Annotated in this window: 14 protein-coding genes, 1 tRNA gene and 3 pseudogenes; 10 read left to right on the top strand and 8 right to left on the bottom strand. The window is 65.3% G+C overall.

The features are described from left to right. The 4 genes and pseudogenes from ACFE8Y_RS14850 to ruvB all read right to left on the bottom strand — a co-directional run. A pseudogene (locus ACFE8Y_RS14850) lies at window positions 1–368 on the bottom strand (protein TolQ); the annotation flags it as partial. A gap of 179 nt (window positions 369–547) precedes the next feature. Continuing rightward, window positions 548–970 carry a tol-pal system-associated acyl-CoA thioesterase gene (ybgC, locus tag ACFE8Y_RS14845; RefSeq protein ID WP_375465158.1) on the bottom strand — a complete coding sequence of 141 codons (423 nt, stop codon included), beginning with the start codon at window positions 968–970 and terminating at the stop codon, window positions 548–550. A 306-nt stretch (window positions 971–1,276) separates the two neighbouring features. Beyond that, the gene (locus ACFE8Y_RS14840; RefSeq protein WP_375465157.1) at window positions 1,277–1,999 is read right to left on the bottom strand and encodes a DUF4142 domain-containing protein; all 723 of its coding nucleotides are present in this window, start codon (window positions 1,997–1,999) and stop codon (window positions 1,277–1,279) included. A gap of 424 nt (window positions 2,000–2,423) precedes the next feature. Continuing rightward, on the bottom strand, window positions 2,424–3,485 hold the full coding sequence (gene ruvB, locus ACFE8Y_RS14835) for a Holliday junction branch migration DNA helicase RuvB (protein ID WP_375465156.1): 1,062 nt from the start codon (window positions 3,483–3,485) through the stop codon (window positions 2,424–2,426). Window positions 3,486–3,820: 335 nt separating this feature from the next. Between ruvB and ACFE8Y_RS14830 the strand changes: the two genes are divergently transcribed. Further along, window positions 3,821–6,565 (top strand): autotransporter domain-containing protein, encoded by a 2,745-nt coding sequence (locus ACFE8Y_RS14830; protein ID WP_375465155.1) that lies wholly within the window; start codon window positions 3,821–3,823, stop codon window positions 6,563–6,565. Here ACFE8Y_RS14830 and ACFE8Y_RS14825 read toward each other — a convergent pair. After that, a pseudogene (locus ACFE8Y_RS14825) lies at window positions 6,565–6,861 on the bottom strand (DDE-type integrase/transposase/recombinase); the annotation flags it as partial. The gene ACFE8Y_RS14830 and the pseudogene ACFE8Y_RS14825 sit on opposite strands and share 1 nt — an antisense overlap. A 235-nt stretch (window positions 6,862–7,096) precedes the next feature. Here ACFE8Y_RS14825 and ACFE8Y_RS14820 point away from each other — a divergent pair. From ACFE8Y_RS14820 to ACFE8Y_RS14805, 4 genes are read left to right on the top strand one after another with little or no spacing between them, the layout of a single operon-like run. Beyond that, window positions 7,097–7,492: a hypothetical protein gene (locus ACFE8Y_RS14820; protein WP_375465154.1), complete on the top strand. Its 396-nt coding sequence runs from the start codon at window positions 7,097–7,099 to the stop codon at window positions 7,490–7,492. Further along, window positions 7,489–8,673, top strand: coding sequence for a glycosyltransferase family 4 protein (locus ACFE8Y_RS14815; RefSeq protein WP_375465153.1), 1,185 nt, complete (start codon window positions 7,489–7,491; stop codon window positions 8,671–8,673). Before ACFE8Y_RS14820 ends, ACFE8Y_RS14815 begins: the two co-directional genes overlap by 4 nt. Beyond that, the gene (locus tag ACFE8Y_RS14810; protein WP_375465152.1) at window positions 8,670–10,259 is read left to right on the top strand and encodes a glycosyltransferase family 4 protein; all 1,590 of its coding nucleotides are present in this window, start codon (window positions 8,670–8,672) and stop codon (window positions 10,257–10,259) included. The genes ACFE8Y_RS14815 and ACFE8Y_RS14810 overlap by 4 nt, the downstream gene beginning before the upstream one ends. Continuing rightward, a complete protein-coding gene (locus ACFE8Y_RS14805; RefSeq protein ID WP_375465151.1) occupies window positions 10,256–11,479 on the top strand; it encodes a glycosyltransferase in 1,224 nt (407 codons plus the stop codon). Before ACFE8Y_RS14810 ends, ACFE8Y_RS14805 begins: the two co-directional genes overlap by 4 nt. A gap of 6 nt (window positions 11,480–11,485) precedes the next feature. On the opposite strand, the gene ACFE8Y_RS14800 is transcribed toward ACFE8Y_RS14805, so the two are convergent. Continuing rightward, entirely contained in the window at window positions 11,486–11,794 is a 309-nt protein-coding gene (locus ACFE8Y_RS14800; protein WP_375465150.1) for a hypothetical protein, read from the bottom strand. A 327-nt stretch (window positions 11,795–12,121) separates the two neighbouring features. After that, window positions 12,122–15,322 (bottom strand): M10 family metallopeptidase C-terminal domain-containing protein, encoded by a 3,201-nt coding sequence (locus ACFE8Y_RS14795; protein WP_375465149.1) that lies wholly within the window; start codon window positions 15,320–15,322, stop codon window positions 12,122–12,124. 760 nt (window positions 15,323–16,082) lie between these two features. On the opposite strand from ACFE8Y_RS14795, the pseudogene ACFE8Y_RS14790 reads away from it, so the two are divergent. After that, a pseudogene (locus ACFE8Y_RS14790) lies at window positions 16,083–16,317 on the top strand (transposase); the annotation flags it as partial. A 388-nt stretch (window positions 16,318–16,705) separates the two neighbouring features. Here ACFE8Y_RS14790 and ACFE8Y_RS14785 read toward each other — a convergent pair. Then, window positions 16,706–16,781 (bottom strand) — tRNA-Ala (locus ACFE8Y_RS14785). A gap of 115 nt (window positions 16,782–16,896) precedes the next feature. Between ACFE8Y_RS14785 and ACFE8Y_RS14780 the strand changes: the two genes are divergently transcribed. From ACFE8Y_RS14780 to ACFE8Y_RS14765, 4 genes are all read left to right on the top strand, one after another. Further along, window positions 16,897–17,199 carry a YggT family protein gene (locus ACFE8Y_RS14780; protein ID WP_375465148.1) on the top strand — a complete coding sequence of 101 codons (303 nt, stop codon included), beginning with the start codon at window positions 16,897–16,899 and terminating at the stop codon, window positions 17,197–17,199. A gap of 49 nt (window positions 17,200–17,248) precedes the next feature. Then, window positions 17,249–18,292 (top strand): MaoC family dehydratase, encoded by a 1,044-nt coding sequence (locus ACFE8Y_RS14775; protein ID WP_375465147.1) that lies wholly within the window; start codon window positions 17,249–17,251, stop codon window positions 18,290–18,292. Between the two features lie 368 nt (window positions 18,293–18,660). Continuing rightward, the gene (locus ACFE8Y_RS14770; RefSeq protein ID WP_375465146.1) at window positions 18,661–20,151 is read left to right on the top strand and encodes an ABC transporter substrate-binding protein; all 1,491 of its coding nucleotides are present in this window, start codon (window positions 18,661–18,663) and stop codon (window positions 20,149–20,151) included. Continuing rightward, window positions 20,151–20,728: ABC transporter permease (locus ACFE8Y_RS14765; protein WP_375465145.1), on the top strand; the 578-nt coding region annotated here is incomplete at its 3' end. The genes ACFE8Y_RS14770 and ACFE8Y_RS14765, both read left to right, overlap by 1 nt.

The raw sequence follows: 20,728 nt of genomic DNA, 5'->3' as shown, positions 1-20,728 counted from the left end.
AGCACCTTGTCGATGCGCTGCGACAGCGACTGGATCTGCCGGCCGGTGCCCTCGAACGAGCGCTTCCACTCGCGCATGGCGGCCACGAACAGGGCGGCGAGGCCGGTGGCCGGGCGGTCGTTGAACGAGCGGTAGAGCTCCTCCAGCGAGCGGCCCGACCAGAACGCGTCCTCGAACGCGTCCATCTCCTCCCGCGTGCGGCGGAACAGCAGCGTCTTGTCGACGATGATCGCCCAGCACCAGATCGAGGAGCCGAGCAGCCCCAGCATCACCACCTTCACGACGAGGTGGGCCTGAAGGAACAGCCCGAGCAGCGTCATGTCGGCGGCGGGCGCCTGGACAGCCTGCATGGCATCGGCTGGGTTCATGACTGGGGTCCTCGAACGTCTCGACGGCGGCAGCGCGCCGGCCCGGCGGGCCCACGCGCTCGAGCCGAAATCATCGAGCGAATTCAACGGGAATCGCGGTCGAATCTGTCGAAAGTAAGGGCCGGGTGCGGTGCACGCGCGGCCGCGCCTCCGGTACCGCAGTTAAGCGGCCGGCAGGGTTAAGGATTGGTTGCACCGAGCGCCCGCCGCAGGGCGTCCGGCAAGCGGATCGCGCGGGCCCCGCGCACGCAGGCGACGACCACGGCGGCGCGGACCAGCACGTCGTCGCCGCGCCGCACCTCCTGATGCAGGTGCATCGAGGCGCCGCGCAGATCCCGGGTGCCGGTGAGCACGGTCAGCGCATCGTCCATGCGGGCGGGCTTCAGGTAGTCGATCTCCAGGCGCCGCACGACGAAGACGAGGCCGTCGGCCGCGCGGTGCAGCGCGGACTGATCGCCGGCGAGGCTCCGCAGCAGCTCGGTGCGCCCGCGCTCCATGAAGCGCAGGTAGCTCGCGTGGTAGACGAAGCCCGAGAAGTCGGTGTCCTCGTAGTAGACGCGCACGGGCAGGGAGTGGGCCACGCTTCGGCTCGATTCGGTCAAGTTCGGAGGCTCCTCCGCCGCGGACGCACGCTGTTCATCGGAGACGGCTGCGGATTCACGCATCGCGGCGGCAACGGATGGCGCGCCCGAGGATCTGCTCCAATCCCCGTCGTTCCGGGGCACCGGAGGCGAACCCGGAACGACGGGGATTGGATTTCGTTGGCGGGTGTTCGATCTGGGCCCGGCGAAATGTGTGCATCCGATAGCCCGCTCGGACATAGGGGTCATGTGACGCGAAAAAGGGCCGCCCGGTGTCGGACGGCCCTCCTGGTTCGTCACGCTTGGCTCTGTGACGGGCCGTTTCGATCAGCCGCCGGTGCGGTTGGCAAGGACAGCCGAGTGGCCGTGCTCGTCGGCGATGTAGGGCAGCGCCTCGTTGGCGAAGCGGCGGCCGGCCGCGTCGTCGCCGTTGCGCGCGTAGGTCTCGTAGAGGGCCAGCGTCCGCTCGTCCGAGCGGGCCTGCTGAGCGGCGTAGGTGCGGTCGAATTCGCGGCCGGAGCGGGCGGCCTTCAGGCGTTCGATGCGGTTCTGCCCGTTCGGGCCGATCGCCACGCGGCGGCCGGGCTCGGTCGGGCTGTTGTCGATGAGGCCGACGCCGCCGAGAACCCCGCCGACGACGCTGGTGCCGAGGTTGGCCGCGATCGTCACCGGAGCCAGCACGAGGCCGACTGGGTTGTCGATGCGGGTATCGAACCCCTGGCGATCGGAGACGACGGTGCCGCCGGTGCTGAGCGAGGTGCCCTCGGGGAGCAGTGCCTTGGTGGTGGCCTCGCGCTCGACGAGCACGCGGTTGGCGTAGCTGCGGACTTCGCGGTTGCGCGAGCGCTCCAGCGCGATGCGGCTCGACTCGATGCTCACGGCATCCGAGCGCAGGGCCGCGGCGCGGAACTCGGGGGTGTCGGTGCCGGCGGTGCCGACGCCGCGCTCGAACGGCGAGACCCGCAGCGGCAGGGCGTCCTGGGCAAGCACCGGGGCGGCGAGGGCGGAGACGGACAGGCCGAGGGCGGCCAGCACGAGGGTACGCGTCATGACGATGATCCTTGAGGGTGGGCCGGCGCGCCGGGACGGCCGGTCGGTGCAGCCTCAACCGGCGTCTCCTGCTCCTGTTCCGGCCGCCGCGCAGGCCGGGAGCCTTGCTTCCCAGGCATGGAATGCCGCGGCAGGCCGAACGACCGCAGCGGGCCGCGAAGGATCGAAACAGGAATTTCGGCTCTGATCTCAGCGCTTTGGCGATCCGCCACCGATCTCGGCATCCTGCACGCGCGCTGCCGAGGGGCGACGCCCGGCATGTCGTGTGCGCTTGGCAGGCGGGTCGAAACGACATGGGGCGGCGGCGACCGGCAGACCGCGGCCTCGCCTCACACGACCTCCGGTCGATCGGTTCGGGTGCCCGCCTTCCCTCCCCCGCAGAGGGGGGATACGTGCGAACCGAACCGACCAACCGGAAACCGCATCAGGTCTCGGGTTCTCCCGCCGCGAACAGGCCGAACTGCACGGTCGGATCGCGCTTCGGGACGGCAAAGCCCATGTGCGTGAAGGCGTGCGGCGTCAGCACCCGGCCGCGGGGGGTGCGCTGCACGAAGCCCTTCTGGATCAGGTAGGGCTCGATGATGTCCTCGATCGCGTCGCGGGGCTCCGACAGGGCGGCGGCGATCGTCTCGATGCCGACGGGTCCGCCGCCGAAGGACTTTGCGATCATCGTCAGGTACTTGCGGTCCATGACGTCGAGGCCGACCGGGTCGACGTCGAGGAGCTTGAGCGCCCGGTCGGCGATGGCCCGCGTCACCGTCGGCGCCTCGGCCACCACCGCGAAGTCGCGCACCCGCCGCAGCAGCCGGCCGGCGATGCGCGGCGTGCCGCGCGCGCGCTTGGCGATCTCGTTGGCGCCGTCGTCGGACATGCCGAGCCCGAGCACCCGCGCCCCGCGGGCGACGATGAGCTGCAACTCGTCGATGTCGTAGAATTCGAGCCGGATCGGGATGCCGAAGCGGTCGCGCAAAGGGGTCGTCAGCAGGCCGGCGCGGGTGGTGGCGCCGACGAGGGTGAACTTCGGGAGTTCGATCTTCACAGAGCGCGCCGCCGGCCCCTCGCCGATGATGAGGTCGAGCTGGTAATCCTCCATCGCCGGATAGAGGATCTCCTCCACCGCCGGGTTGAGGCGGTGGATCTCGTCGATGAAGAGCACGTCGCGCTCCTCCAGGTTCGTGAGCTGGGCCGCGAGATCCCCGGCCTTGGCGATGACCGGCCCCGAGGTCGAGCGGAAGTTCACGCCGAGCTCGCGCGCCACGATCTGCGCGAGCGTGGTCTTGCCCAGCCCCGGCGGCCCGACGAACAGGACGTGGTCGAGGGCCTGCCCCGTCATCTTCGCCGCCTGGATGAAGACCTCCATGTTGGCGCGCGCCGCCCGCTGCCCGATGAACTCGGACAGGCTCAGCGGGCGGATGGTCTGATCGACGTCCTCGGCGCGCTTTTCCGGGTCGAGGAGCGCGCTGGACAGGGGCTTGGGCTTGCTCATGGAGCCTCGGTGGCGGGCCCCGTCGTCCTAACCCGCTCCGACCCGGAAGTCTAAGACGCCAGGGCGCCCGCGCGCGACGCGGACCGGCTCCCGGATCGCCGCTGAAAAATTACAACTGAAAATTGTTTTTCTTCATCGTGGTTGAAGCGCCGTTAACCATTCTACGGCGAAAGGTAGTCCGCCCCCGCAATCTATCCCCGCGGCCGCGAAGGACTTCAGAACCGACGATGGTGACCTCGCGCGATCGTCGGCGGGTCGTTGCTTGATCGTCGCAAGTATTAAATTATCTCAATTCTTCATCACGATAGGTCTTCATACGTCCTCGGATGAGTTGCATGTCTTACACCAAGCGTCGGCACCTCCCGGCATCCACCGTCCTGCTTCCGCTCCTGGTGGGCGCCGTATCGACCATCGCCGTCGGTCAAAGTCCGGCGCGCGCGGCCTGCGGCGCGTCGGTGACCGGCATCGCCTGCGACGGCCCGGACGACGCCAGCCTCGCAAGCCCGATCGGGGGCGGCGATCACCTCTCCAAGGCCGGGACCGGCAGGGTGACGCTCTCGGGCGCCAACACCTACACCGGCGGCACCAGCCTGAGCGCGGGAACGCTCGCGCTCGCGGCCGCCGGCACCCTCGGATCGAGCGACGGCCCGCTCCTCGTCGCGGGCGGCCAACTCGATCTCGGCGGCTCGACCCAGGCCGCCGGCCTCGTCCGCCTCACCGGCGGCGCGATCGGCAACGGGACCCTGCGCGGTTCGGTCTACGACGTGCAGGCGGGCGCGATCGACGCGGTGCTGACCGGGCCGGCGCCCCTGGTCAAGACCGGTCCCGGGACGGTCACGCTGTCGGCCGCCAACGACTTCTCCGGCGGCACCCGCGTGGAGGCCGGGACGCTGGCGATCCTGCCCGGCGGACGCCTCGGCGCCGCGGGCGCGGCGCTGGTGGTCGAGGGCGGCATCCTCGACCTCGGCGCCACGCGCCAGAACGCCGGACCGGTGGTGCTGACCGCCGGCACCATCCGCAACGGCGCCTTGAGCGGCACGATCTTCGGGCTCCAGGGCGGGCGCGTCGACGCCGTGCTCGCCGGACCCGGCTCGCTCGTCAAGAGCGGCACCGACACCGTCGTCCTCAGCCAAGCCAACACCTACGCGGGCGCTACCTCCGTCAGCGAGGGTATCCTGCGGGCCGGCGCGACCGGCGTGCTGCCGTCGGGCAGCGCGCTGCTCGTCACCGGCACGGGCACCCTCGACCTCGCCGGGTACGATCAGACGGTGGCCTCGCTCAACGGCGACGGCCGGGTCGCCTTCGGCGGCGCCGCGCTGACCGCCGGCGGCGTCGGCGATGGGCTGTTCTCCGGCGTGCTCGACGGCACCGGCGGCTTGGTGAAGCGCGGTACCGGCCGCCTCGATCTCACCGGCGACAGCCCGTTCTCCGGGGCCGTCACGGTCGCGGAGGGGCGCCTGCGGGTCATCGGCTCCCTCGGGGAGGCCGATGTCGGAGTGGCCTCGGGCGCGGTGATCGAGGGCACCGGGACGCTCGGCGGGCTCAGCGTCCACGGCGGCGGCACGGCGGCACCGGGCCTCGGCGGCATCGGCACGCTGACCGCCAACGGCAACGTGCTGTTCGAGGCGGGCTCCACCTTCCAGGTCAAGGCGGATGCGGACGGCCACAGCGACCGCATCAGCGCAGGCGGCACGCTGACGCTGCGCGGCGGCCTCGTCGACGTGCAGGCGCAGGCCGGCATCTACCGGGCGAACACCAGCTACACGATCCTGAGCGCGGCCGGCGGCGTTCAGGGGCAGTTTGCGAACGTCACCGCGAACTTCGCCTTCCTCACGCCGACGCTCGTCTACGGCGACACCGACGTGCAACTGCGCCTGACCCGCAACGACCTCGGCTTCGACACCGCCGGCGCCACCCTCAACGGCGCGGCCACCGGGCGCCGCGCCCAATCGCTCGGCGCCGGCGCGGTCTACGACGCGGTCGGTCCGCTCTCCACCGCGCAGGCGCGGCAGGCCTTCGACGCGCTGTCGGGCGAGATCCACGCGAGCGCCGTCACGGCGCTCGTCGAGGCGGGCGCCACCGTGCGCGAGGCGATCCTCGACCGGCTGCGCTGGTCGGACGGCGCCGGGCTCACCTGCACGCCGGCCGCCGCGGGTCCCGGACCGCAGCGCGGCCCGGTCACGACCGTGCCGCTGAACGCCGTGCCCGAGTGCGGCACGGGGCTCGGCCCCGGCGGCCTCGACCAGCGCATCGTCGGCCTGTGGGGCCAGGGCCTCGGCAGCTTCGGGCGCACGGCCTCGGACGGGAATGCGGCGACGCTCAAGCGCGACACCGCCGGCCTCGTCATCGGCGGCGATGTCGCCGCGACCGAGTCGATCCGCGTCGGCGCGGCCGCGGGCTACACCGACACGGCCCTCGACCTGCCGCTGCGCGGCTCGACCGGCACGGCCGAGACCGGGTTCGGCTCGGTCTACGCCGGGATCGGCCTCGGCGCCCTCGATCTGCGCCTCGGCGGCCTCTACGGCGTCAGCGAGACGCAGACGCACCGCACCATCGCGTTTGCCGGGTTCAGCGACACGGCCTCCGCCGCCTACGACGGCAGCGTGGCGCAGGGCTTCGGCGAGGCCGGCTACCGAATGGACTTGGCCGGCCTGACGCTGGAGCCCTTCGCCGGCGGCGGCGTGATCCGCGTGGGCCAGGACGCCGTCTCGGAATCGGGCGGGGCGGCCGCGCTCCGGGGCACGGTCCGCACGGCCACGATCACCACGGCGACCGTCGGGCTGCGGATGGAAGCGCGGATCGACGGCCTCATGGGCGGACTACCGATCCTGCTGCGCGGCCTCGTCGGCTATCGCGGCGCCTTCGGCGACGTAACGCCGGCCGCGCTGCTCGCTTTCGGCGCGGGCGGTGCCGGCACGCTGGTCCGCGGCGCGCCGATCGACCGGAGCGCGGTGGTGCTGGAGGCGGGCCTCGGCTGGATCGTCCTGCCCTCGACCTCGGTCGGCCTGTCCTACGCCGGTCAGGTCGGCGCCCGCGCCCAGGACCACGGCGCGCGCGGCAGCCTCACCTACCGGTTCTGAAAGACTTTGCCGTTCAGGTGTTCGTCGCGAAGCCGCGCGTTGAAGCTCTCGACGCAGCCGTTCTCCTACGGCGAACTTGGCGTGATGCAGGCGGGTCTTGGCTTCGAGCCCGGCGATCCAGGCCCGTACGACCTTGGCGATGGACTCCGAGCCGTTGTCCGAACGGATGTGTCCCGGCTCGCCGCGCAGGCTGAACAAATCCGAGAGGACATCGATCACGTCGACCTTGTGAGCTTGCGCGCCACCCGGATGGCCAGGCACGCCCGTGTGAACGCGTCGACGACGTTGAGCACCCGACGCAGCCTGCTCACGATCTCTTCAGGTTTTGGTCGTTGTGCCATCGCGTCCGTTCTCTGTCGGCCCGAAGGCCATACGTCAGGGCGGACCAATCCCAGGGCGGCAGGTCAGTCCCATGGCTTTCGGATTTCAATTCCCCCGGAAAATCTCCCTTGTGCCGCCTTGCTCTGCTGGTCTATAGACCGAATCAATCACAGACCGAAACAAACGCTCAAAACATGGCTTGGCTATCCCATGGACAAATCGGAAAAGACAACTCTCACGCAATTTGCTATATCATTGCTTGAACGTGCGAGAATTGAAAATACTGATGTTGTTCCGCAAACATTTGGCGCGCTGCCACAGAATACCTCTAATGACGCATTGCATGCTGCTTTGATTGTTCAGAGCGACTTGATTGAGATGCTGACAGCGAGATTTGCAGCCGAATTGAGCGTCGTGACCGCCGCAATGGAGAGAATGGAACGCGATCTCGCGATTGCAAAAGGACAAGTCGCACGACTATCGGACCTACAAAGCCTCCAAGAAGTCGAGACACAGCGTGCGCTCCTTGAGGCTCGGGACCTTGCGGAAACTTACGTTGATCGCTTGACCGAAAACTTCGAACATCGTCTGCGGACGCTGGCGTGAAGACATCGAATGCGCAGGAGATCGTGATAGTGCCTCTATCACAGGCCGATAACTCTGACTTGCCGTCCCGGCTACAGACCCCTTTGCGCTGCTTCCAGTACCACCCATCGATTGTTTCGTCCGATGCCATCGGCAACTCTATCCGCGCCCTGGATCGCATGTTGCGCCAACGCGGCATCGAGAGTTGGATGGTCTGCAGCGACGAGCACCTCGGCCAATGTTCGGCCGGAGTCCGGCCGCTGTCTTCAGTCGTCGGGATGGGCTGGCGACCGAGCGACGTGCTCATCGTTCACTATTCTTTCTATGACAAGAATTTTACTCACATATCGTCCCTGCCGGTGCGCAAGGTACTCGTCTATCACAATGTCACACCATCGCACTTCTTTCGCCGACCCGGCATGGAATGGATCGCCGATGTGACTGAGATGTCGTTGGCTCAAATCGCCGGCGCGCGCGAAGTCTTCGAGCTGGCAGTCGGCGACTCGAAATTCAATTTATCGGAGATGCCGGATATCGGCGTGACCAAAAAGATCGCTATTCCCATATTCTATGACGAGATAAGTTTTCATGACTGCTTGGCGGACAAAGACTTATATTTTAATATAAAGCGATCGAAGAGCACAAATCTACTTTTCGTCGGACGCTTCGTGCCGAACAAGCGACATGACAAGCTTATCGATGTTCTCGCCGAGACGAAGAGACTCAGTGGACGGAAGATTACCCTACACGTAGCCGGAAAGGTCTGGAACAACGAGTATTATCTCGAATTCCTGTCCAAGGCAGCGTCGCGGGACGTGCTTGGTAACGTGCGAATCTATCAGGATGCGCCACTTGCCGTGGTGCGAACCCTCTTCGCAGCCGCGGACGCCTTCGTGTCGATGAGCGAGCACGAGGGTTTCATGGTGCCACTCCTGGAGGCGTTCGCGGCGGGGTGTCCGGTCGTCGCCCATCCCACGACCGCGATCGGCGAGACGATGGGAGACGCGGGCTTGAAGGTCGAGAACGGGCTGCCCACGATCGCTGCCGGCCTGATCGAGATGCTATCGCGCGATAGGCAGACGCGGCTGGACGTCGTGGCGGGCCAAGCAAGCCGGGCTCTTGATTTCCGCGGCTCCTCCACGTTTCAGAAGTGGCTTGCCCTCTTCCGGCTGTTCGAGGCGATCGAGGAGGTCGCGGCGTGAAGATCCTGTTCGACGGTGGCGCCTTCCAGCAGGGAATCGGCGGCGGCATTCTCAACGTCGCAGTGAATTTCCTCAACGCAGCCACGCAAGCCCGCCCGGATTTCTCCTACGTGCTGCTCGCGGACCCACTGTTCGGAGAGGTCAGGCCGGAGTTCCTGGCCAAGCTGGTCGTGAGGCCGGAGATTGTGTATCGGTCAGTCCTCAAGAGTTCCGAAGCGCCCGCGAAGATTCTTACTTGGCGCCTAGGTCTTCAGGTGCTCATCGACGGCAAGCTACATCAGTTTGAGGAATCTGACGATTGCATTGCGTTCAGTGGTGAAGCAAAGCCGCGAACGATCGAGATCCTCAGCCGTACGGCACAACCTCGCGATGTTATCGCGGGATCTCGTGACGTGCGTCGGTTGGGAGTGGCTTTTTCCCAAATCGATATCGAAGCAGGCGGCGTCCAGACACGATATTATTTCGATGATCCTCGCTTCGACGAAGACAATCATTTTGCCGAAGCGGAACACCGCTGGACTATGGGCCGACTGCGACTGCCGGCGGCGATGCTCCCTGCACACGGACCATGGCGCGTCCGCATCAAGCTGTTCAACCGCATCCCCTATACTCTGTTTGAAGGAAGGTTCGATGCTGCGCTCGACGGCATCGCGAAGGAAACGCGTCGCCGGGCGCGTGAGCACGAGCTAGGCCAACTCGCCGATGACATGCGCAGTATCGGAGTGCAAGGTTACTGCGCCAATCACTTCCTACCGATTCGTCTGCCGGGATTGCCGCTCTTCACTTGGGCGTACGATATCATTCCAGTCATTCACCCCGAATTCTTTAATAAGGACGCGCTCGATAATTTTGCGGAGGTCGTTAAGGTACTGACCGCGGCGGACGCCACATTTTGCATCTCGCGCTTCACCAAGCAAACCATTCTGAAACATCTGCCGATCGACGAATCGCGGCTGCACGTCAGTTGGATCGGTGTTTCTCCGGAAATCCACAGGCGGTCGGAGGCGGAGGTCGCAGCGTTGCGCTCGCGTTACGCCTTGTCAAATCCCTATCTCGTCTGCGTGGCCACGATCGAGCCGCGCAAAAATCATGTCACCTTGGTCGAGGCCTACGATCTCTTACTGAAGGCGATGCCTGAAGCGCCGGACCTCGTCGTCGCCGGCACGCGAGGCTGGGGCTACGACGCATTCTTCCAGAAGATCACGGCGTTGGGCCTCAGCGAACGCGTGCGTCATCTTGAGAACCTCGGCGATGATGAAGTCGCGATGCTCTACAGCGGGGCTGAGATGTGCGTGTACCCGAGCCTTTTCGAAGGCTTCGGGCTTCCCGTGCTCGAAGCCATGCACTGCGGTATTCCCGTGGTGACGTCGCGGGGTACGAGCATGGAGGAGATCGTCGAGGGCGGCGCTGGCTTGTTGAGCGAGCCGACCTCGGCGCCCGCGATCGCGAAGGCGATGGAACTCATCCTGCGCCATGAAAATCGACGGGAGGCTCTGCTTGCCGCGGCCGCCGCGCGGCTCCCCCTGTTCGATTGGTCGGCCATCGCGCGCTCTGTCCTCGACGTCATGGAGGATCGCCTTCGATGAAGATTGCAGTGACATCGACCTTCGATATCGATCCGGCCAACGACGGTGGCCGGCGTCGCTATCAGGCCATGCTCGGCGAGTTGGCGAAGCGCCATGACGTGACGCTTGTCGGCTATCATCTGGGGAGCTTCTCCGGCGTCCGCAGTTATCGCCTGGGTGCGCGGCTTCAAGCGCATATCGTGTCGGCGACCGACAGCGATACGCGGCACTGCTGGCACGATTTTGCGCAGACGCAGCGCATCGCGCACGACGTATTCTGCATCAAAACATACTACTTTAACAAAGAGTTCCTGAGTCTTTGCGCTGAGCATATGGGCAATGCTGACGTCGTCATCGTGTCGCATCCTTACATGATTATGCCCGTGCTCACTTATAAGAAATATGGCTCTGTTCAGATCTATGAGTCGCACAATGTCGAGTACGACGCTAAGGTCAAGCACTTCGCCGACATTGATCCTGTCCTCCGTGACACGCGTTTAGCCGACGTTGCATGGGCAGAACGTCTAGCCTGCCAGACTTCGAACTACGTCACTGCGGTCAGTGCGGCTGACGCCCGCCGTTTGGAAGTTTTGTACGATCTGACACCCAGCTCTGTTCACGTGGCGGCCAACGGCGTGCACGCAAGCTCTTACCCACGCTTCGGCACGCAGGAGAAGGCCGCGTTCCGCGCCAAGCTTGGCATTCGAGATGGCGATGACGTGGCCGTATTCGTCGGCAGCGGCTACGGACCGAATGTTGAGAGCTACCGTCAAGCTCGCGCAATGCTGCAGGCTGCCGGGTTCACGGGATGCGTCATTCTCATCGGTTCGATCGCGCAAGCCGCCCGCTCCGACTGGCCAGCGGTAACTTTCCGTGAGATCTGGCTTGGATTTACTTCGGATGAAGTCCGCAACGTCGCTATCGGCTGCGCGGACTTCGCCCTTCAAATCATGACCACAGGCGCCGGCACGAACCTTAAATTGTTCGACTACATGGCCTCATACACGCCTATCGTTGCGAATGAATTTGGAGCTAGAGGCGTTCCCGAACGCGATTGGTACTTCCGTGTAGAGACGTCGGATGAACTCGGTGCGCTGCTCGCCCATGCCTCCTGGAAGGGAGTGGAGGGTGAACGCGTAGCTCAGAAAGCACGTGACCTAGCCGTGCGATACTATGATTGGTCTGTTGTGGCTGAAGGCTTCGATCAACTGATTTCCGGTGTACGTCAGAGAGCGGTGTAGCACGACCTACGCCGTTGATGTCGGGGGGACAGCCTGGAAGCGTCGCCGGCAGCGGGGACATCGGACGGGCGGCATCAAGCGCACGAGCAGTCTGCCGATGATGGCCTGCCGCAATGCGGGCAGGCTCGACGGCGGCGGCGGACCCGGCAGACCGGTCGTCATGCTTTCCCGCCTCGTCCGACGGTGCTCGGCGAGGCGCAGGTTCTGCAGGTCGGCGCAGACGATGCAGGTCGACGAAGGCGGGATCGTCGACAGCTTGAAGGTCTCGGTCTTGTGCGGTTGGGCCAGCGCCTGACCGACGGTGCGCCGCCGCACGAGGCCCTCCGGCCGCGAGTTCGTCCGCGGTCAGATCGCGTTTGGCCGGTCTGGCGCCACGGGCCATCGCAGCAACCTCCTTGCGGAAGCCTGGGACATGCCTCCCACGCCTCAAAACCGCACGGAAACCTCTCACTCAAACCACTAGAGCCGTGCCCGATCGTGTTGCAAGCGGTCGTGGCTCCCAGGCGTTGTTGTATCGCGCTCTCTTTCGCCGAACCGGCGTCCACTTCGGCGAAAGAGCGCTCTGAATCACGAAAAATACTCTCTCCTTGCGCGTTTGCATTGTCTTCACGCGAGCCGGAAACCTCCACGCCGGGAAATACTCTAGAAGAGGATGTCGGAGGCGTGAACGGTCGCATGGTTGAACAGAATTTGCATATCGTTGGTCCCGTTTCCACCGAGATCAACGAAGAGGTAGCTCGTAGTGCTGTCGCTGATCAGCGCGTAGTTGTCCGCGGCTCCGGTCCGGACGGCAGTGAGGTCGAGCCTGTCGATCCCAGGCTGGAAGTCCTGGATGATGTCGTAGGAGGACGGGGTGCTGTCGCTCACGGCCAAGTACTTGAACGTGTCCGCACCGGCGCCGCCGAAGAGAGAATCCGAACCGCCGCCGCCGATGATGATGTCGTTGCCGCCACCGCCGTTCAGAGTCTCGGCGAAGTTGGCTCCTTGAAGGATATTGTTGGCATCGTCGCCGCGCGAGAACGCGCCAGCCGTCAGACCGACGATATCCGACGCGTTGATGTCTTGCGTCGATCCGACCTCGAAGTAGCCCGTCGGGGATGCGCCGAAAATGAAGGTTCCGCCATCGTAGCGGATGAGACTCACGTTCGACGGATTGAGGGCTGTCAAGTCAAGCGTGTCCACGCCGGTCTGGAAATCGTGGATGATGTCAAAGCTGTCCGGACCAGACTCGGTGGCTGAACTGTACTTGAAAACGTCCGCCCCACTACCGCCGCTCAATGAATCCGCGCCGCCGCCGCCGATGATGACGTCACTGCCGCCGCCACCCACGATGGTGTCGCCGAAGCTGCTCCCGATCAGCGTGTTGTTCAGGTCGTTGCCCGACATGTACACACCACCGGTGAGGCCCTTGATGTCGTTCCCGTTGATCGTGGCCGTCGACCCGATCTCAACAACGCCGTCGTTTCCGATGCCGAAAAGAAATGTCCCGGTGTCGATGCTCACGAGACTTACGTTGTTCGCGTTCAACGCCGAGATGTCGATCATATCGGTGCCGGTCTTGAAGTCGTGAATGATGTCATACCCGCCCGAATTAGAATCCGCCGACGATGTATAGCGGAAGGTGTTCGTGCCGCCGTTGCCGAACAGGGCATCACCTGAGCCACCGCCCGTGATGACGTCGTTGCCGCCGTTACCGACGATCGTGTCGTTCGCGCTACCGCCGATCAGGTTGTCCCCGTTGTCGCTGCCGACGATGTAGAGGTTCGTCGCGTGGCCGGTGAGCAGGTCGCTGCCCTCCACGTCGCCGGAGGCGGCGATGGCCATCTCGCCCCCGGGGGTGCTGGGGAAGAGGTAGGTTGCGTCGGTCGTATGGATCAGGCTGATGTAGGTCGGTTGCAGCGCGCTCAGGTCGATCTTGTCGACCCCGGTCTGGAAATCCGTGATGATGTCGTAATTGCTCAGGACGCTGTCGCTCGGAGCGGTGTAGGCGAACGTGTCTGGCCCCGCTCCGCCCGTGAGATTGTCGCCACTGCCGCCACCCGTGATCCGGTCGGCACCGCCGCCGCCGATCAGTTGGTCGTAACCGGGTCCACCGGTGAGGCTCTGCCCCGGCACGACCGTGACGATATCGGACATCTGGACGTATTGGTTCGACCGGACGGTCAGCGTCCCGCCGGCCGCCACGGCTTCGATCGTGTAGAAATTGCCGTCCGCCCCGGGGGGCGTGATGTGCACGCTGGTCGGCGAAATCGCCGAAACGTCGATTCTGTCGATGCCCGTCTCGAAATCAGCGATCACGGAGGGTGCGATCAAGGGTGTCGAGATCGAGTCGGTGACCGACAGGAACTTGAAGGTATCCGCGCCAGCGCCTCCGATCAGGCCCGTCGTTCCGGGGCCCTGCGCGATGAGCGTGTCGTTGCCGTCGTTTCCGTAGAGCAGGTCGGAGCCGCCACCGCCGTAGAGGATGTCGTCTCCAGCACCCGCCTGGATCACGTTGCTGTTCGCGTCGCCGTAGAAGATGTCGTTGTGGGCGGAGCCGAGGATCGCCTCGATCGAGACATAGGTGTCGCCGGCGGCGACGCCGGTGTTCTTGGATGGGTCAGCCAGGCTCACGGTGAGGCCGACAGTCGAGTCGCCGTAGCTCGCCGTGTCGAAGCCGGCTCCGCCGTCGAGGCGGTCGGCGCCGCCGCCACCCTCCAGCGTGTCGTTTCCGTCATTGCCGTAAAGCTGGTCGTTGCCGAGACCCCCGAACAGGGAGTTGTCGGCGTTGTTGCCGCTCAGCTGATCGTCGAAGTTGGAGCCCATGACGCCTTCGATCGAGACGTAGGTGTCGCCGGCCGCGTCCCCAGTGTTCGAGCCCGGATTGAGCATGGATGCGACGATGCCGCTACGCGAGCTCGCATACACGGCGACATCGAAGCCCTCGCCGCCGTCGAAATGGTCCGCACCGCCCCGGCCGTCGAAGGTATCGTTTCCGGCGCCACCGTACATGGTGTCGTTGCCGAAACGACCATAGGTGTCGAAGTCGGGATCGCCGATAAGGTTGTTGTTGCCGTCGTCCCCGTACAGGATGTCGTTGTAGGGTGATCCGGCCAGATCTGCACCCTTGAGGTTGATGTAGGTGTCGCCGGCCGCGTCACCCGTATTCCGCGACGGGTCGGCCATGGAGGCGGTAAGCCCGCTTCCCGCCGTCTCGTAGTCGATCAGGTTGCCGGTCCCTGCCCCATGCAACGCATCGGCGCCGGCGCCACCAATGAGGACGTTGTAGCCAGAGCCGCCGAAGATCGTGTCATCGCCGCTCTGGCTCTGGAGCTGGTTGAGTAATCCTTCGTTGCTGCCGTATATTACGTCGTTGAAGTTGGAGCCGATAACATCCTGGATGCTGATATAGGTGTCGGTTGCAGCCCAGCCGGTGTTCTTGGTCGTATCGGCCAGCGAGATGGTGAGCCCGGTGGGCGAGAGCAGGTACGAGATCGTGTTCTCACCGGAACCGCCATCCATGATGTCCGTGCCGGCGCCGCCGATCAGGGTATCGTGACCGGCCTCGCCGTAGAGGTGCGATACCGACCCGGCGGAGCCGAAAGCGTAGATTGCGTCGTCACCGGCACCACCGTAGAGCGTATCGTTCTGACCGTTTCCCGAGATGTAGTCCCCGAAAGCCGAACCATAGACGACGTGGATGTCCTTGTACGTGTCGCCGAAAGCCCAGCCGTACGGGCTTCCGCCGTCGGTGAGATAGATGCCGACCGGACCGGGAGCATTCTGGTAACTCACCGCAATCTCGTCAGGACCACCGATGAAGGTGTCGGGGTTCGCGGTCGCGTAGGTAATAACCATGCTCATGTCTCGCTCAAATCTGAATTCGAACCGAATGAAGCCGTTCGATGAAGTCGTGGCCGCAGAGGTCTGACACCGCAAGACCTAGAGTCCACGGTGCAGACCTGCCTGAAGCCGTGCCCGATCGCGTTGCAATCGGGCACGGCTCCCAGTGTTTGTTTTGGCGCGCGCTCCTTCGCCGAACCGGTGTCCACTTCGGCGAGAGAGCGCTCTAGGATGCCCGTGAGCGGGGTATTTCGTGGAAACGCTGAGGGTGGATCAGCGCGTCATCGCGGAGTCCGGTCAGAGCGCACGGTCATCGCGGCCTTGGCGGCGCTCCCGGATTTATGTCCGACCTCATGCCCGATGCCCCCGACCCGAACGTCGAACCGCTTGCGCGTCCGATCGTGTTGACAACGGCCTGATCGCGCGCAGTTGTGGCGGATTTCAGGACCAATTCAAGACACACCCGTGATCGCTCTTTGGAAGTGACCGAGGACCGCGTCGGACTCTACCGACGGCGGTCTCGGACTTCGCACGGCCGATCTTCGCCGCACCACTTCGTCCGAACGATCCCTATATTGGCACACCAGGATTTAAAACGTCGCAAATCACACTGAACACACAAGTGTTAACGATTTGTGTCGAAGTTTTTTTGCCTTTGTACGATGGGCGCAATTTGCGAAACCCTGTTACATCGTGCCGCGAAGACAGGCGCAGCACGGACGGCATTGCGGCGAAGAAGGATGGTGACCTCGACCCCTTAAAACGCCCTCGCCTTGAAGATATCGCGCGTCGACGCGATAAAGAGACGAGGGAGAAAGGCCGATTTAGCAACGAGCAGATCCTCGGCATCCTTGAAAGAGCAGCAGTCAAGGCTGCCGGTGGCCGAGACCTGCCGCGAGCACGGCATCGGCGACGCGACGTTTCATCCGTGACGCTCGTGCTACGACGGATGCGGATCTCGGACGCACGCCTGTAAGGTGTTCGACGCGGAGAGCCGCAAGCTCAAGAAGCTCTTGAACAGCTGATTTGCGTGCTGGTCGTGGTCGACGATTGCACGCGCGAGTGGCTGCCGCTGGCAGTCGAATACCTCTGAAAATCCCTAAGAACACGATCTTCACAGACTATTAAGACATTGAAAAGATTGAAGGCGGCACCTTTGCGAAAGGGGTTTTTAGCGGTGTCCGGCCGCTTGTTTGGAGGCTTTCCTTGAAGTGCGTTGCTAGTAATGTCCTTCAGCGCGACGGAAAAACGAATCTGGATGTACCAGGACGAGCCGCCTGCGCCGGATCATTCCAATTGGAGCGCCGTCGCACCGATGATGTATACCACGTCCGTGGATCACCGCGAGGCGCAAGCCGCTGACATTCCTCCAAGTACCTGGACCACCAACCTTCCGAAGGAAATTGGTGGAGCTGAGCGGGATCGAACCGCTGACCTCCGCAGTGCGATTGCGGCGCTCTCCCATCTGAGCTACAGCCCCGTCGAGGCGCCGGCCTTTTAGGCTCGCGCGGCTCAGGCTGTCAATTCCCGATTCCCGCCGCCGCCCCGCCGCCGTTCCGGCAGCGCGGCGACGCACGAGGACACGTGTTTCGCGCATGAACTCCCTGATCTGGCTCTTCGACACGATCGTCCAGCTCTTCATCTACGTCCTCATCGCCAGCGCGGTCCTGAGCTGGCTGGTCGCCTTCAACGTGGTGAACGTGCGCAATCCCATCGTCGCCCAGATCGGCGAGGTGCTCTACCGGATCACGGAGCCGGTGCTGCGCCCGATCCGCAACCTGCTGCCCAACCTCGGCGGCGTCGACATCTCGCCGATCATCCTGATCCTGCTCCTGCTGTTCGTCAGCCGCCTGCTGCACGAGTTCGTGCCGGCCGATCCTTACGTCTACGCCCGCTGAAGACCGCCTGCCCGATGCAGGCCCGTCCGCACCCGCCGAGACGCATCCCATGAAGACCAATCCCGGCCGCTTCTTCGAGGATTTCCGCCTCGGCGAGACCATCCGCCACGCGACGCCCCGCACCGTCACCGCGGGCGACGTGGCGCTCTACACCGCCCTCTACGGTCCGCGCTTCGCCGTCCAATCCTCGGACGCCTTCGCGCGGGCGATCGGCTATCCGGGAAGCCCGCTCGACGACCTCCTCACCTTCCACGTGGTGTTCGGCAAGACGGTGCCCGACATCTCGCTCAACGCGCTGGCCAATCTCGGCTACGCGGAAGGGCAGTTCCGGCGTCCGGTCTACGCGGGCGAGACCCTGTCCACCGTCTCCGAGGTGATCGGCCTGAAGGAGAGCTCGAACCGCCAGACCGGCGTGGTCTACGTCCGGTCGGTGGGCTCGGACGCGTCGGGGGAGACGGTGCTGAGCTACTGCCGCTGGGTGCTGGTGCGCAAGCGCGACCCGGAAGCCGCCATCGCGCAGGAGCACGTGCCGGACTTGGCCAAGGTCGTCGATCCGACGGGCCTCGCCGGCGCCCTGCCCGCCCTCGACGTCTCGGCCTACGACCTCGACCTCGCCGGCAGTCCGCACCGCTTCGCCGATTACCGGATCGGCGAGACGATCGACCACGTCGACGGCATGACCGTGGAGGAGGCCGAGCACCAGATCGCGACGCGGCTCTATCAGAACACGGCCAAAGTCCACTTCGATGCGCTGAGCGGCAGGGACACCCGCTTCGGCCGGCGGCTGATCTACGGCGGCCACGTGATCTCGCTCGCCCGCGCCCTGAGCTTCAACGGGCTGGCCAACGCCTTCGCGCTCGCCGGCATCAATGCCGGGCGGCACGTGGCGCCGCTGTTTGCCGGCGACACGGTCTACGCCTGGAGCGAGGTGCTGGACGCGGCCGAGATCGGGCGCGGCGATGTCGGGTGCCTGCGCCTGCGCACGGTCGCCACCAAGAACCAGCCCTGCGCCGCCCATCCGGACCGCTCGGGCGACGGCTACGACCCGAGCGTGATCCTCGACTTCGACTACTGGGCGTTCATGCCGAAGTAGGGGGTTTGGGAGGCTCGGCTTCCCCGGAATTCGGGGCGTTCCCGGGATGCTCCGCCCGCCTCAGCGTGCTGATACCGGACGTTGGTCGGTGTTTCGTTCTTCCGCTCCCGCGGCGACCGCCTCAGAATCCTGGACGGGCGCACGGATCCCATCCCCGCCAGACCTCGCCAGGCAGGCCGCAACAGCCTGAACGCCCGGCAACCTGCCCCGCTTACGTCAAGCAGGCTTTGAGAGCGACCCGTCCGCGCTGCGCATGCTGGCATGGATGGTGCGTTGCATTGGGCGCCGACGTAGTCTCACTCCGCGGCGGATCGCCCGATCCGCTCCTGCATCGCCGCCCAAATCCTTCCGTGCCGGGGGAAGACCTGATGTTGCGTCTGTCGGCCGTCTGCCTGTTCGCAGGCCTTGCCCTGGTCACGCCGCTCTCGGCGCAGACGCTCCGCTACGGCATGATGGAGGATTCCGACGCCCTCGACCCGACGCTGGCGCGGACCTTCGCCAGCCGCATGGTCTTCGCCGCGCTCTGCGACAAGCTCGTCGACATCGGACCCGACCTCAAGCCGGTGCCGCAACTGGCGACCGCCTGGGAGCTCTCGCCCGACGAGAAGGCGCTCACCATGCACCTGCGGCCGGGCGTCCTGTTCCACGACGGCGAGAAGCTCGACGCGGCCGCGGCCAAGTACACAATCGAGCGCCACCTCAAGCTGCCCGGCTCGCAGCGCCGCGGCGAGATCGCGCCGATCGAGGCCGTCGAGGTGGTCGACGACCTGACCTTCAGGATCAAGCTGAAGACCCCGTTCGCCCCGCTGCTCGCCCAGTTCACGGACCGGGCCGGGATGATGGTCTCGCCCAAGGCCGCCGAGCGGCTCGGCGACAAGTTCTCGACGGCCCCGGTCTGCGCCGGGCCGTTCAAGTTCGTCGAGCGGGTGCCGCAGGACCGGATCGTCGTCGAGCGCTTTCCCGACTACTGGAACAAGGACCAGGTCCAGATCCAGCGGATCGAGTTCCGGCCGATCCCCGACACCACCGTGCGGCTGACGAACCTCCGCGCCGGCCAGCTCGATCTCCTGGAGCGGCTGGCGCCGACCGACGTGGCGCAGGTGACGCGCGACGCCCGGCTCAAGCTCGGATCGGTCTACGAGCTCGGCTTCCAGGAGGTCCTGCTCAACCCGGGCAAGGCCGGCTCGCCGCTCGCCGACCCGCGGGTGCGGCAGGCGCTCGACCTGTCGATCGACCGCAACGCCCTGAACCAAGTGGTGTTCAACGGCGAGTTCTTGGCCGGCAACCAGTGGGTCTCGCCCAAGCACCCGAACTACGTGAAGGAGTACCCCGTTCCGAAGCGCGACGTCGCCAGGGCGAAGGCGCTGCTCACTGAAGCCGGGCAGAAGGCGCCTCAGATCACGCTGTCGGTCTACGCCAACAGCGAGGCGCCGCAGGTCGGCCAGGTGATCCAGGCGATGGCCAAGGAGGCCGGGTTCGACATCAAGATCCAGGCCGCCGACTTCACCACGCTCCTCGACATGGCCGACAAGGGCAACTTCGAGGCCTACCTCTATTCCTGGTCCGGCCGGGCCGACCCGGACGGCAACACCTTCAGCTTCCTCGGCTGCAAGACGCCGCTGAACTACACCCGGTACTGCAACGCCGACGCCGACGCGGCGCTCCAGGCCGAGCGCGGCACCGTCGATCCCGAGAAGCGCCAAGCCGCCTGGAAGCAATTCGCCGACCGGGTCCTGACCGACCGTCCCGGTATCTACCTGCTCCACCGCAAGCTGCTCTGGGCCTACAGCCCGAAGCTCACCGGCTTCGTCCCCTACCCCGACGGCCTCGTGCGCTTCACCGGGCTGAAGCTGAACTGATGCTGCGGTTCCTCGCCAAGCGCCTCGCGCTCGCGGTCCCGACCCTGGTGCTGGCCTCGATGATCATCTTCGCCCTGCAGCAACTGCTGCCGGGCGACGCCGCCACCGCGCTCTCGGGCGAGGAGCGCGACCCGGCGGCGATCACCTTCATCCGCGAGAAGTACCACCTCGATCGGCCGCTCCCGGTCCGCTACGGCTACTGGGCCGCGGGGGTGCTGCGGGGCGATCTCGGCGAGTCGATCCGCCTGCAGAAGCCGGTCTCCGAGCTGGTGACCGAGAAGCTGCCGGTGACGCTCGAACTCGCCTGCCTCGCGATGCTGGTGGCGCTCGCCATCGGCGTGCCGATGGGCATCCTCTCGGCGGTGCGCCGCGGGACCTGGGCCGACACGGCGGCCAACGGCGTCGCGCTCTGGGGTCTCTCGGTGCCGAACTTCTGGCTCGGTATCCTGATGATCCTGTTCTTCTCGGTCCAGCTCGGCTGGCTGCCGGCCTCGGGCTACGTGCCGCCCGCGGAGAGCCTGATCGACAATCTCAAGGCGATGGCGATGCCGGCCTTCGTGCTCGGCAACGCGATCAG

It is taken from the genome of uncultured Methylobacterium sp., from assembly GCF_964242245.1.
GTDB lineage: Bacteria > Pseudomonadota > Alphaproteobacteria > Rhizobiales > Beijerinckiaceae > Methylobacterium.
Note: the sequence above shows the minus strand (reverse complement) of the source record. Positions and strands in the feature narration are given on the sequence as shown.